The sequence below is a fragment of the Mycoplasma sp. 1199 genome, from assembly GCF_034863365.1.
Lineage (GTDB): Bacteria > Bacillota_I > Bacilli_A > Mycoplasmatales > Metamycoplasmataceae > Mycoplasmopsis.
On record NZ_JAYFFA010000002.1, the window covers coordinates 43,844 to 58,698 of the forward strand.

At 30.4% G+C, this 14,855-nt stretch carries 5 protein-coding genes; 4 read left to right on the top strand and 1 reads right to left on the bottom strand.

The genetic code is table 4. From position 1 onward, the window contains the following. Positions 1 to 103: 103 nt before the first annotated feature. The 4 genes from prfA (at position 104) to VBM89_RS01360 (ending at position 8,906) form a co-directional block, all read left to right on the top strand. Positions 104 to 1,168: a peptide chain release factor 1 gene (gene prfA, locus VBM89_RS01345; protein ID WP_323188528.1), complete on the top strand. Its 1,065-nt coding sequence runs from the start codon at positions 104 to 106 to the stop codon at positions 1,166 to 1,168. Then, entirely contained in the window at positions 1,168 to 1,878 is a 711-nt protein-coding gene (prmC, locus tag VBM89_RS01350) for a peptide chain release factor N(5)-glutamine methyltransferase (RefSeq protein WP_323188529.1), read from the top strand. The genes prfA and prmC overlap by 1 nt, the downstream gene beginning before the upstream one ends. Positions 1,879 to 1,889: 11 nt before the next feature. After that, complete coding sequence (gene gpmI, locus VBM89_RS01355) at positions 1,890 to 3,395, top strand: 2,3-bisphosphoglycerate-independent phosphoglycerate mutase (protein WP_323188530.1); 1,506 nt, start codon at positions 1,890 to 1,892, stop codon at positions 3,393 to 3,395. 333 nt (positions 3,396 to 3,728) lie between these two features. Further along, positions 3,729 to 8,906, top strand: a complete 5,178-nt coding sequence (locus VBM89_RS01360) for a M60 family metallopeptidase (protein ID WP_323188531.1) — start codon at positions 3,729 to 3,731, stop codon at positions 8,904 to 8,906. 114 nt (positions 8,907 to 9,020) lie between these two features. Here the strand turns inward: VBM89_RS01360 and VBM89_RS01365 are convergent, their stop codons facing one another. After that, positions 9,021 to 14,672: a phosphatidylinositol-specific phospholipase C domain-containing protein gene (locus VBM89_RS01365; RefSeq protein WP_323188532.1), complete on the bottom strand. Its 5,652-nt coding sequence runs from the start codon at positions 14,670 to 14,672 to the stop codon at positions 9,021 to 9,023. Positions 14,673 to 14,855: the final 183 nt, after the last annotated feature.

Sequence of the window (14,855 nt, forward strand, 5' to 3'; positions counted from 1 at the left end):
ATAATTAGGAAATGTAAAAATTTTTACATCACACAACAATAGAGCAATCTTTTAAAACTTTAGTTTTTTTATATGTTAAAATATACTAACTATGGAATTAACTATGTATAACTCTTTAATGCAAATTAAAAATAAGCACGATGAATTAGAAAAATCTTTACATGATCAGGAAATAATTTCTGACATTAAAAAATACACAAAAATTAACAAAGAAATTAACTCAATTAAAGATATTGTTGAAGCATTTGATAAATACCTTGAAGCCGAAGCTAACTTAGCAAATGCAAAAGAAATGTTAGGTGAATCAGATGAAGAATTAGTTGCTCTTGCAAAAATGGAAATTAATGAAGCTGAAAAAACAATGGAAGCTTTATCTGAAGATCTTAAAATCTTAATTCTTCCTAAAGATGAAAACGATGAAAAAGACGTTATTGTGGAAATTCGTGGAGCAGCTGGTGGTGACGAAGCTAACATTTTTGCAGGTGACTTATATAGAATGTACACAAAATGAGCTTCACAAAATGATATGAAAACCACACTTTTAGATGCATCAGCATCTGAAGCTGGTGGATTTACTTTGGTTACATTTGCTGTAAAAGGTGACAGACCATATTCAAAACTTAAATTTGAATCAGGTGTTCACAGAGTTCAAAGAATTCCAGCAACCGAGACTAAAGGTAGAGTTCATACTTCAACAGCAACAGTTACAGTTATGCCTGAAATTGATGATGATATTCAAGTTGAAATTAAATCTGAAGATATCAGAATTGACGTTTACCGTTCATCAGGAAACGGTGGTCAATCAGTTAACACAACTGACTCGGCAGTTCGTATTACACACTTCCCAACTGGAATTGTTGTAACTTGTCAAGAAGGTAAAAACCAAATTCAAAATAGAGAAATCGCAATGAGGGTTCTTAAATCAAAACTTTACGACATTGAGTTACAGAAAAAACAAGCAGAAGAATCAGGTTACAGAAAATTAGCTGGTTCTGGTGCTAGAAGTGAAAAAATCAGAACATATAACTATCCTCAAGATAGAGTTACAGACCATAGAATTTCATACTCTACAAGTTTACTTCCTGTTATGGAAGGAAAACTTAATCCTATTATTGATGCATTACTTACAGAAGAACAAAACGAAAAAATCAAAGAAGCTGGAATTTAATGCCTACAAGAGAAGATTTATTATTAGAAAAAAGAAGATATGGTTTAGAACAAACTGTATCTTCTTTTGAATTAGAACAACTTCAAAAAGGAATGCCAGTTCAAAAAATAATGGGTTATGTTGAATTAGCAGATGTAACTATTGATGTTTCTAAAAAGGTTTTAATCCCTAGATACGAAACAGAAGAACTAGTTATATTAGTTAATTCAGAAAATAAAAAACAAAATTTAGATGTTTTAGACTTATGTACTGGTTCAGGTTTTATTGCAATTGCTCTAAAAAAAGCAAATCCAACTTGAAATATAACTGCATCAGATATAGATTCTGAAGCGATTGAGCAAACTAAAATAAACACACAAAAAAATGATGTTACGATTAACATCATTCAATCAGATATGTTTGAAAAAATCAATCAAAAATTTGATTTAATTGTTTCAAATCCACCTTACATTCAGGAAACTGAAATATTAGATAAATCAGTCACTGATTGAGAGCCACTTCACGCATTATATGCAAAAGATGATGGATTTTATTTTTATGATTTAATAATTAACGATGCAGAAAACTACTTAAAACCAGGTGGAAAAATCTATTTTGAAATCAATCCATTTCACATTAAATATTGAGAAAAATTACAAGAAAAATATAAAATTACTATACATAAAGATATGAGTTCTAAAAACAGGTTTGCTGTTATAGAATTTGACTAAAAGGAGAAAAAATGAAAAAAACAGTATTAATTGTTATTGATGGTTTAGGTTTAAGAGAACAAACACAAGGTAATGCATTTGCATTAGCTAACACACCAACATTTGATAACTTATTTGCAAATTATCCAAATTCACTTATTCAAGCTTCAGGTCAATATGTAGGATTACCATCAGGACAAATGGGAAACTCTGAAGTAGGACACTTAAACATTGGAGCTGGAACAGTTGTTTACACAGGACTTTCATTAATTCAAAAAGCTCTTGATGATAATACATTTAAATCAAATGAAGCTTTTGTAACTGCATTTGATGATGTTAAGAAAAATAATTCAACATTACACTTAATGGGGCTTTTATCACCTGGTGGTGTTCACTCACTTGAAAACCACTTATTTGAATTGATTGAAGCAGCACATGAACATGGAGTTAAAAATGTTTCAGTTCATGTTTTTGGAGACGGTAGAGACGTTGCTCCTAAATCAATTATTCATTCACTTGAAAAATTAGTTACATTATGCGACAAATATGGATACCACATAGCATCTATTTCAGGAAGATTTTATGCAATGGATAGAGACTCGATGTTTGATAGAGTTGATAAAGCATACGATGCTGTTTTAGGTTTATCAGATGTTAAATTTGACAATGTAATTGATTATGTAAACAAACAATATGCAGAAGGAATTACAGATGAATTCTTTGTACCTGCTATTAATGAAACACTTCCAAAAAGTGACTTTGTAAAAGATCACGATTCAATTATCTTCTTTAACTTCAGACCTGACAGAGCAAGACAATTAACACACTTATTTATTGGTTCACCATTATATCCGAACAAACCAGCTCATCCAGTTGTGATTAACAAATTTGTTTCAATGATGAAATATGAAGGAATTGACACAATTGTTGCATTTAAAGAAATGGAAATCAATATGCCAATTGGTAGAGTTTTAGAATTAGCTAACTTAAATCAATTAAGAATTGCTGAAACTCAAAAATATGCTCACGTTACATACTTTATAGATGGTGGAAACGATATTGAATTTAAAAATTCAAAACGTATTATGGTTGACTCACTTAAAGTTGAATCATATGCTGATGCACCAGAAATGTCTGCAGAAGGAATTACAGACGAATTATTAGCAAACGCATTAAATTATGATGTAACAATTATGAATTATGCAAACCCTGATATGGTTGGACACACAGGGAACTTAAAAGCAGCTATCAAAGCAGTTGAATTCTTAGATTCACAAATTAAAAGAGTTATTGAATGAGCTGAAGCGAATGATGTCACAGTATTCATCACAGCTGACCACGGAAATGCTGAAATCACAGAAGATGAAAATGGTAAACCAGCTACAAAACATACATCAAGTCCAGTTATGTTAATTTGTACAGATAAAAACGTTAAATTAAAAGATGGAAAATTAGCTAACGTTGCACCTACTGTTTTAGATTACATCAATATTTCTAAACCTAAAGAAATGGATGAAGAATCTTTATTAGTTAAATAATTAAATTAAAAAAGTTTAATTAACTACTCTATTGTTATGTCTATAATTAGATATACTCAGTAAGCTTAATAAAACTTTTACACCTATATAACCCACTTAAAAGTACATTTACTACAAATCTTAAAGATACTAAATGTACTTTTTATTTGATTAAATTAGTTAATTTTAGTGCTTAATCACACTAACAAAAACAGAAATAATTCATATAAAATTTACACATAAAAAATAGAATAAATATTTTGATAAATAAAAGCTAGATTAAAATAAAATAAAAAGACTTATAAAATAAAATTTTAATTTTATTTTAGTCATAAATAAAAAGAAAGGATGATTATGGCTGACAAAAATAGAAAAAGAAAACTCATTATTGGTCTAATACTTGGTGGTGTCGGTGCTGCAACATTAATTGGTACTGGAGTTGGATTAGGATTAAGCAAAAAAGAAGCTCCCACTCCTTCTCAACCAGTTGACAAGCAACCTGCTAAAAATATTGTTGCTAATTTATCAAACTTAACTCAAGCACAAAAAGATGCAATTTATAAACAAATTAATGATGCTGCTAATAAAACTGCAATTGATAATATTGTAAACAACTCAAGAGACTTAAATGAATTAGCTGCTAAATTAAATGAAGCTAATGAAAAACAAAAATCTGAAGCATACACAAATGCATCAGCTGAGCAAAAACAAAAATTCAACGAAGCTAAAAAGGCTCTTGAAGATGCTATTGCTACTAAAACTGATTTAACTACACCAGTTGAAAACAAACAAAGCTTAATTGATGCATTAAATGCTGCTGAGGAAAAATTAAGTTCATCTACTTCATCAGAACAACCTACTGACCCTGGAAATGGTGATAGTGGTGGAAGCGACGAAACCCCAAGTGACCCTAATGGAGATGGAGGTTCATCAACTGAACCAACCGATCCTAACTCAAGAACAGGGACAGGAGACGGTAATGATAATGGTACACCAGGTTACGAAGAGCCAGGAACTAGAGAAGAAACCCCATCACAACCTACTACATCAGAAAGAATTCTAGAACCTGAATATCCACCAGTTGATATGTTAAGCGAAGAAGAAACAAACCGTTTAACTGAAAATGCTAAATTCACAATCACAAACCAAGGTTACTTCCCAGAAGAAGGTAAACCAGTTGTATTACAATTTGTTGCTGGAAATGAAGAATTAAATCCAGAACAATTCAAATGATATTCAAATGATAGTGAATTTAGTGTTACTGATAAAGGTACTTTAGAAGTATTTAATAACCAAATCGGTATTGATTCTAACTTCCAACTTGAAGTTATCGGAACATACAATGGTAAAAAATACGTTAAGAAACTTAATGTGGAAATGGTTCACAAAGTTAACCCGTTACAAAATGTAAAATTAACTGCATCAAATGATGGATTATTAATAAACAACGCAGCTACAGTTACAGCAAGTAATGTTGATGGTGTAGATTGAGCTAACTCATCTTGATACAGATATACAACATTAATTGAAAATGAACATTCAACTACATTAAATGTAAACAGAGATGGAGACTATTCATTAGTAGTTAAAAATTCAACTGGTGTAATGTGAAGATTAAAACCAGTTACTATTTCAGCATTACCACTTGCAAATAATACTCAACCATTCAGTTCATTACTTTCAAACAGATTAGACATTGTTTCATATACAGATAAAATCGTTGATAGAAAACCTAGACCTACAATCCAAAAACAAGTTTACGATACAAAATTAAACCAAATGTATTCAAGTTATGGATTCAGATACCCTGGATACGATTTTAACTACGAAAAAGATAACAAAAGCTTTGCTGATCGCGCTTTCTTTGAAGTAAATGGTCAAAAACTTAGTATGGGTGAACTTGTTTACAACGAAAGAGTTGAAGGTGTTATTGGTGTAGACGGTTTCACAGGTGAAGGTGCACGTAAATATAGTGATGCAAACTTCATTAAAGAAGAAATCGCAAATAACCGTCTTAAAAAACACCCTGCTGCAGATAAATGATTCGAAAGAGTAGTTACAGACGAAACTCAAACAGTTACAAAAGAAATTTCAATTAACACATCAATGACAGGATACAACGTTATTGGTTTATATGCTCCAGCTGGAGAAGTTATTGAATTTGAAATTAGTGAAGACACATACAAAATTCTTAAAGAATTATATGGAACACCAAATGAAACTACAGGGATTTACAGTGAAGTTCCGTTTGATTTCTATGTAAACAAAAGCTACTGAGACAACTACCCAGCAGACAACACAGGGAAAATTTCTAACCGTTACCCATTTGTTCTATCAAGATTTAGATTCAGATTTAACGAAATTGACCCAGTCACAAGAAGAGTTAAAGTTGGTTCGCCATTTGGTGGAGCATTATCAATTAACGTTGGCGTAACTCTTAGAGATCAAAATGGTAACCCTGCTCCATTTGACGTTAAAGTTTATAATGCAGTTGAACAACTTCACTACGTTTATGGACAAACAACAAAAGCAGAATGAGATGCACAAATGGACGCTGTTAAAGCAGGTACAATTAATGCACCTATTATGACAATTCAATCAAACTACTCAGGTATAGCAATTCCTTATACATCATCAAATGCTATTGCTCATGTTAAATTTGATGATATTATCTTCCCTGAAGAAAAAATGCACAAATGAGATAGTTTCTATGAAATGTCATACTTCTGATTCGACTACAACGCACCTAAGTTAGCACTTAACTACTGTGATGATGTTTGAGGAGGAGCTGGTGCTTGAGGTGGTGGAAGCAATCTTTGAGCTGCGATCGGATGAGCATCACCTTACTTAAAAGGAACTTCTGACTTTGGATTTGATGATTGAGGAAACTACCACGAAATTAACCATAACTTTCAACCTCACCAAGATCCATTCAATATAAGAGATCACGGATGAACAAACATTCCATCAGTAATTAACTTATCATTTATTAATGATAAAACAAGACTTCGTGGAATCACAAACCCATCGGGAGACTTTGATGTATACTGAGCTAGATTAGCTAACTCATATTTAATTAACCAAACAAAAGCTGACTGATACGCACTTTACTCAAATATGATTTACACATTAGGACCAGTTAACTTTATTGAATGAGTTAAATCATCAGGAAGAAACGGTTTATACGATAAGAAACTGAAGACAACTTGATACTTATCTAAATACTTCAAATTAAACTTCTACTACGCATTAAAACAATACGCAAGTACAATTGAATCATTACAACGATCAGTACCAACAGTTGATATTGCAAACGACCATAAACCAGAATTTGATGCAGCTATGGCTGAAGCTAATAAAGCTACAGCTGAATTTAAAAAAGTTCAAGCTGACTGAAAAGATTGAAGATTTAACGGAAGTCAAGAAATCGATCCTAAAGGTTACTATGGATATAATGATTCCGATAGACCTCGAAACTTAACAGAAATGGATAAACAATGAGCTCAAAAAGAAAGAGACGCCATTGCTAAATTAAGAGCAACTGGAGATAAAATCAATGAGCTTATGGCTAAATATCCAGATCAAGAAAACATCGAAAGAATGCTTGATATGTTCCAATGACCATCATTCGATTTTGTTGCTAACATTTATGCTTGTGGTCAATTCTTATACAATAGTGAGCTAGACAGATTTGAATATACATCAGATACAGCTCCAGCTTACCAAATTCCAGCAGGACAAGAATTTACATTTGACTTTACCAATGGAATTAACTCACTTAACTCTAACTTTAGAATTAAAGAACTTAAATTCCCGGCAAGAACAAAATTAGGTGGAAGTTTAGAATTTGATCCGTCAGATCCTACAAGAATGAAAGTTATCTATAGAGCAAATCCAGATAAACTTGCAGAAATTGATGAATTTGATATGGAAGTTATTCCAGCTGACTTTGAAAACAAACCAAAAAGATATGTACCTGCTTACAGATACAAAATTAAACTTAGAAACGTAGTTAACCGTCCAGTCTTAACAACTTACCAACTTACAGATGGTCAAGTTAAAGGGTTAAGAACAATTTCACAAATTATGAACTACATCAAAACAAATAACATTCAACCAAAAGATACTTTAGTTGAAGATTTTGAACAAAGAAAACTTCAAAACCCATTCACAGGTAAAAAACAATTAGTTGAATCTAAGGCAAAATTCATCGCACCTGAAACAGGATCATATAATATTAAAGCTTACTTCTCTAACTGAGGATACATTAAGATTGGCGATGCATTTGAAGGTGAAATTAACTCAACAAATAATGCACTAAAAGATTTTGGTACAGTAACATTACAAAAAGGACAAGTTTACGACCTTACAATCGCTGCTTGAAATGATATTGCATACCCAAGAAGAACATTCTGATTGGAAAAAATCAATGATACAGGTTCTAATACAATCTACGAAATTAACAACTATGCATTAAGCCCATATCTTCCAGCAGATTGATACGATACACCAGAAAAAATCCAAGAATTATTAACTAGTGAACAATGACAATACAAACCAAGATTTATGCCTACTGATACTAAGAGCGACCTTCAAATTACAAAATTCGCTGGTTCGGCTCGAGTTACAAACCCTGTTGCATTAAGCGTTAGAGGACGTACAAAAAATGATATTGATGGTAATACAGTTATTGATGGTAATACAGGATATAAACCAATTTACGATCAAATTTACGACACAAAAATTGAAACTTGAAAAATAGATAAATTAGACTTTAATATCAAGTTTCAAAAACCTGCTACATTAAGCTTTATGGATATCGTTGCTAAAGCTGACTTTCAAAAACAATACCGTCCAACTCATTACACAATCGAACTTATGAGAACTGAAAAAGTTGAAGTATTCAAAGGTGAATTTTTTGATATGCCGGTTGTGTTCAAAACATTAAACTTTGTAGTTGACCCTACAAAAGATACAGATGGTCTTCCATTAACTAATAGATTAGACTTTGGTGCTATTTATGATGGAATTGTAGAAGTTCACATTACAACAATGAGAGAACCAATCAATGACGATGAGAAAATAAGACAACAAAAAGTTACAATCATTAGAGAAATTAAATTTGGTCTTGATACTCAAAACAAGAGAGTATTACCAATTAACAACCCTGAAATTCAATTCTATGGAACATCTTGAGAACTTTTAACAAACGAAAATGATCAAATCAACAACGCAATCAATGGTGTTTCAGCTAAAGTTTCAAAAGCTAACGAATACTTTGAATTTACATTTAACTCAGACGCTATTGACTTATTTGGAAAAACAGGGCCAAATATGTCATCATTTGACGTATACATCGATGATGAATTAGTTCTTGAAAATGTTTCAGCAGTTACAACTGAAGAAACATACAACCATTGTTTATTAACATTATTTACACCTGAAAAATATGACTTAACAAAAGATCACAAAATGAAGATTGTAAATAAAGAAAATAAACCATTATTCTTTAACTACATTTTAACCAAATAAGATGTAATTGCAAAATTTAGAAGATACACTATGGTGTCTTCTTTTTCTTTTACTTTTTTGCAAAAAACAAAACAAAAAACCTTCACCACTAGGATGAAAGTTTAAATTTAAAAATTATTTATTACGTTTTCAACGTTTTTTGTAGAAGATAAATCCAAAGATTGAACCAATTAAAGCAAGTAATCCGGACACACCACCTGCAATTGGACCAGCTAAATTTGAATCACTATTTGTGTTTTCTTTTTTATCTTCTACTTTAGCAGGGTCTACTGGTTTAGTTTCTGGTTTAACTTTACCGTTAAGAGCTTCTGTAGCTTTTTGAAGTACAACTAATTTTTTAGATAAATTAGGAATTTCTGTAGCAAAGTCTTCTTTTGTTTTAATTTCTTCAAAAGCAGCTAATGCATTATCAAATGCATCTTTAAATTTTTTATCAGCTTGAATGTATTGTGTTGTTTCTTTCATCGCTTCAGCTTTCTCAACAACATCAAATGCACTGTTAACTTCTTTTACATTATTTTTAATGTATTCAATCTTAGTAACTTCATCTAAGCTGTTTACTGCATTTCTTGTAGCTTCTTTTTGAGTATCTAATAAGTTTGAAGCAGCTTCAAGAGCAGCGAGCGCTTCTTCTTTAGCTGTTTTCAATCTACCAGTACCATCAAGAGCATCGTGAGTTGATTTTAATGTATCTAACTTGTTATCTAAGTTAGGATATGGTTCATCAAAGTCAAGTGTTGTTGTTAAGTCGTTTAAACCAGTAACTGCATCATCAAATACATCTTGGTTTGAAGCTTGAGTGTATTTGGTTTCTGATTCAAGTTCTCTAGCAGATTCAACTTTAGCAATTGCTGCATCAATGCTTGATGCATTTGAAACTACTTTATCAATTTGTGCTTTACCAGATTTAGCTTCTGCTAATTTGATAGCTTTTTCTTTTTGGGTTTCCGATAATTTAGGTAATGAGTTAATTTTAACTATAGCATCTTCTTTTTGAGTTTCAAGTAATTTTTCTTCAACATCAGTAATTGATGTTTTAGCTTCAACTTCATTTTTAGCAGCATCTTTTTGAACTGATGTTAAGTTTTCAAGTGCCTCAATAGCTTTAATTGCTTCAGCTTTTGCAGTATCTAATCTATCTTTACCATTTAATGAACCCTTAGTTTCAGATACAACTTGTAATTTAGTATCTAATTGGTCAAATGGAGTTTCAAAGTCTGTGTAGCTTGATAATCCATCTAATGCAGTTATAGCATTATCAAAGTTTGTCTTAACATCATCTGATGCTTGTTTGTATTGAATTTCTTCTTTTATAACAACTTCATCATTAAGTGTTCCAATACCGCTGTTAACTTTTTCTGCATTAGCAACAATTGCATCAATTTCATCTTTAGTTGCTTTTGAGTTAATTAAAGCTTTAACAGCTGGTTTTTGCACATCATCCAATAAGTTTGATAATGAGTTGATTTTATTTGATGCATCTTGTTTTTGAGCATTTAATAATTTTTCAGCAACATTAGCGACAGTTGTCTGCTTTTCAACTTCAGTTTTTGCATATCTTTTCTCATCATTTGATAAGTTAGTCAATGCATCAATAGCAGATTTAGCAGTAGCTATTGCAGCATCTAAGTTTTGTTGACCATCAAGTGAGTTGATTGCATTATTAAGAGCTTCTGTTTTTTCTGCAATGTCAGCAATAGGACTTGTTGTAAAGTCTGTTACTGTTTCTACACTTGGTAAGTTGTCAAAAGCTATTTGAGCATCTTGTTTTTTATCTGAATCAGCTTCTGTGAATTGTGGTTTTGATTTAACATCATTAAATCTTTGAACTTGTTCAATTGCAGCATCAAGATTTGTTGCGTTTGAAACAATGTCCTTTGTTAATTGAATTGTTATTGCTGCATCGATTTGGTTATTTGCTTCTATAATTTGTTCTTCTAATAAGTATGTTAATTTAGTCAATTCAGATTTTGCAGTTTGTCTTGCTGCTTTTAATTCAATTAAAACATTATTAAGTTTTTCAGCATTGCTTTTAATATCTGTAACTTCTGAAATTGAGTTAACTGAAGTTATTCTATTTGCAAAAGTATCTTTTTGTTCATTTGATAATTCACTTAAATTAGAAATGAAAATGTTAGCTTGTTCTTTTTCTTTTTTAAGTCTGTCTAATCCGTTCAAGTCACCTTTTACATTCTCAAGAGCTATAACGTTTGCATCAAAGTTCGCAGATAATGTAGAAAAATCAATTTGTGATTTTAATGGTAATAAACTGTCCAATATAGTATCAAAGTTTGTTTTTCTAGAACCTTCGGCTTCAGTGTAGTTTATTGTTGATTTTTCAAATTCAGCTTCTTTAATTTTCGGAAGTGCATAATCAACTTTTGAATAGTTTCATTGAATTGCATCAATTTCAGTTTTTGTAGTTTTATTATTAATTAATTCAGCTGCTTTTTCTTTTTGAGTTTGTCCTAGATTAGATAATGAATTTATTTTGTTGATTGCATTTTGTTTTTGAGCTTCAAATAATTTTAAATTAACTAAATTAATTGTGTTAGCAGCATTGATTCCATCTTGTGCAGCTTTTATTTGTTCTCCAGTTAAATTAGTTAATTTATTCAACTCATTTAATGCATTTGTTCTTGCAGATGATAATTTAGAATCACCATCAAGATCCTTGATAGCGTTTTTTAAGTTAACTGTTAATATATCAATATTAGAAATTGATCTTGTAAAGTCTGAATTTGATTTGATATTGTCTATTGCACTTTTAGCAGAATCAAATGTTTGTTTTTTATTATTCGCAGCTTCTGTATATGCTGGTTGATTTAATTTCAAATCAGCAATTGAAAGTTGTTCTAATGCAGCATTTAATTTTGTAGCATTAGAAACAATTAAATTTACATCATTCACAGTTTGCGCATTACTAATTGATGTTTTAGCAGCTGGTTTTTGAACATTGTCTGATAAGTAAGTTAACTTATCAATATTTTTGTTAGCTTCTGCTTTTGCAGTATCTAATCTTCTTTCACCATCTAAGTTGTTTTTTGCTATCTGCAAGTTCGGTATTGCAGTATCAATATTCTCAATTCCTCTATCAAATGTATTTGAATTTTTAACTGTATTAGCAACTATTTCTGCATTATCATAAGCTTTTTTAAGATCTGTCGACGCTTCTATATAGTTAATTGATGACTTTACAGAATCAAAATTCTTGAGTTGAGCATTAAAGTTGTTTAATTTAATTACATTTGAAACTATTGAATCCATCGCAACTCTATTTGCACATTGTTCAACTGAAGTTTTTGCACTTGATTCTTGTGTATCAGTTAAGTTAGATAAACTATCAATTGTTTGATTAATAGCTTGATGTTCAAAATTATTTAATTGCTTAACTGCATTTTGCAATTCAATTGCATCTGCATAAGATCTTTTTTGGTTAAGTTCAGCAACTTTTTGATCAATAACGCTTTGTTCTAAATATTTAGATGACAAAATAGATTGTCTAATTGAATCTAAATTAGATTGTCCATTTAACATCGAAATAGCAGATTGCATACGTTGTTCAATATCATTAACTTTTGTTTCTTGAATTTCTGAAAGTGTTAATTGCTCATTAATTTCAGTAATTAATTGATCAATTTTAGTTGTTCCACCACTATTATCAAGTAAGTAATTAATTTGAGTTTTTTGTTCTTCACATTTTTGTAATGCAGCTCTTAATCTTTCTCTATATAAGTTTTGATCATATTGTTTTCTTAAGTCTTCAAGTGATTTAATAATTTGATTGCATTTATCATAATGAGTTTGCAATCTGCTTTTTATATTCGCAAAATCAATAGTTTCATCATTATTAATTGTTTCTTTGATAATAGCTTGAATAGATTGAATATTTTGGTTTAATTCTGCTTTTTTATCTTGGTAGTTAATTTGTAAATTATATAAATCTAAGTCAGTAACTTTTTGATTGAACAATCCTAAATAATCCTGAAGATCGTTCAAGATTGTTTTTAATCCAGCTAATTTATTTTTCTTCTTGATGTAAATGTTGAGAACATTTTGATATTCAGGTAATTTAGGAATTGTTGTAATTACATCTTGAAATGCTTCATAACTATCTTCTGATAATTTAGATTTGTCAGCAGTTGTTATAAAACTTAATTGAGAATTTCTAAATGGAACTGATGAATTAAATGTTTTTATATCTGATTTCAAAGCTTCATAAGCATTTTTTAAGTTTGTAATTTTATTTTGAACTTCAGTTTTATCTGAATCAAATAAGTCGGCTCATTCACCTCTTTGGTCAGTCATTGGTTGAATGATATATGAATTAGCTACACTTACAATTTCATTTTGAATATGAAATCTAATGAAATTTTGGTAAGTTGTATTAGCAAGAGTATCTGAATATGCCACATAACTTCTCCCTATTCTAAGAAGTTTATTTACATATTCTTCATTTCTAGAAACCGTAAGTGTTCCTTCAACATTTAAAATTCTTTTTGGAGTTGGATAGTAAATGTTTGTTGGAGTTTCTTTGTAGAAAACTAATTTGATTGAATCGCCTAAAACAAATTTATTAGCTAACTGAATTCTTGTGTTTGTATCAGTTATCTTTTTCTTTTCTAAAAGATTATTACCTTTGTAAACTTCAACAAAGTAATCTTTCATAGGTTGGTTTAATTCAATAATCGATGTATTGTCAACTAATTTAGTAACAGGAATCGCATTTAATTGTCTTCCTAAAATTCCACGGTTAATTGCTCTTTGACTATACATATAGTTTTTACGCACTATAGCTAATGCAAGGGCATCTCCAGGGAAATCCATTGGTACAATTCCTAATTGTTCTCATTGTTCTTCTTTTTCTCGAAGTTTTTTAACAAGTCATTTATTTAAAGGTTCGCTAGTCCTTCAAGGTTGCTCACCGTTAGATCTTGAAATGAAGTTGGTCATTATGTCATTGTGGAAATCATTTAGATCTTGATACATGTTTGCCATAGACTCAAATGTTCTCTTCTTTACATCTTCTGTTGAATCATATGTATCTTGTCAAATATTTCAGTTATTACGGTGATCGATGAAAGTTCCATAGTTATTATCTGAATAAACTTTGTGGTGAAAGTTATTTACAACAAAAACTTTACCTCTTAGTTCATTAAGTGTTGGGTTCAGATTATTATTACGAGAATCATTTTTGAAGAGGATATCTTTGAATTTATAAAGATTATCAATTATTGAGTTTCTTCATTTTATACAATCTGTAGCAGATAAATTACCAACATCTACATTTTCATCTTTTATACGTAAAATGATTGTTTCACTTGAGTGTGCAGTTAAGAATTTTTTACACTCGTCTAACACATTTTTTAGATATAAGTTATTTGAATCTGCTCCACCGTGATTAACCAAATTGTTTCTATCTAAGCGAATATCAAAATAGCGAATACCCATTTTCAATTGGGTAGGTAAATTTTTGTACTGTGTTCTAGCTCAAGCAGAACCGAAAAATCATCTAAAACCTTTACCATCATACATACCGCTATCGTGAGTTCCTGGTATAGAAAGCTCTGATAGTAATTTATTCCCATCAACATCAGCCATTCAATCACTTAAATTCAATTGTGTTTGTGTTTCACGTGAATAAGCTTTATTTTCATCTGTTCAAGAAACACTTTGTTGAACAATTGCTGAAATTGCAGTCAATGAAAGGATCGGAGCTGCTCCGAGGGTTAAACTTATTATTAATTTCTTATTTCTTTTTTTCATAAATGTACCAACCTACTCAAAATTTGAGTAATCCTAATAAATTTATAAATAAATTTATTATATTTTATCTGTCTATTTTAACAAATTCTAAACACTATACACAATGTCTGATTGTTAAATTTCAAGATTTATTAGCTTATTTAAATTTGATTTACATTTTTTACTTTTAAGTCTAGGAGAATA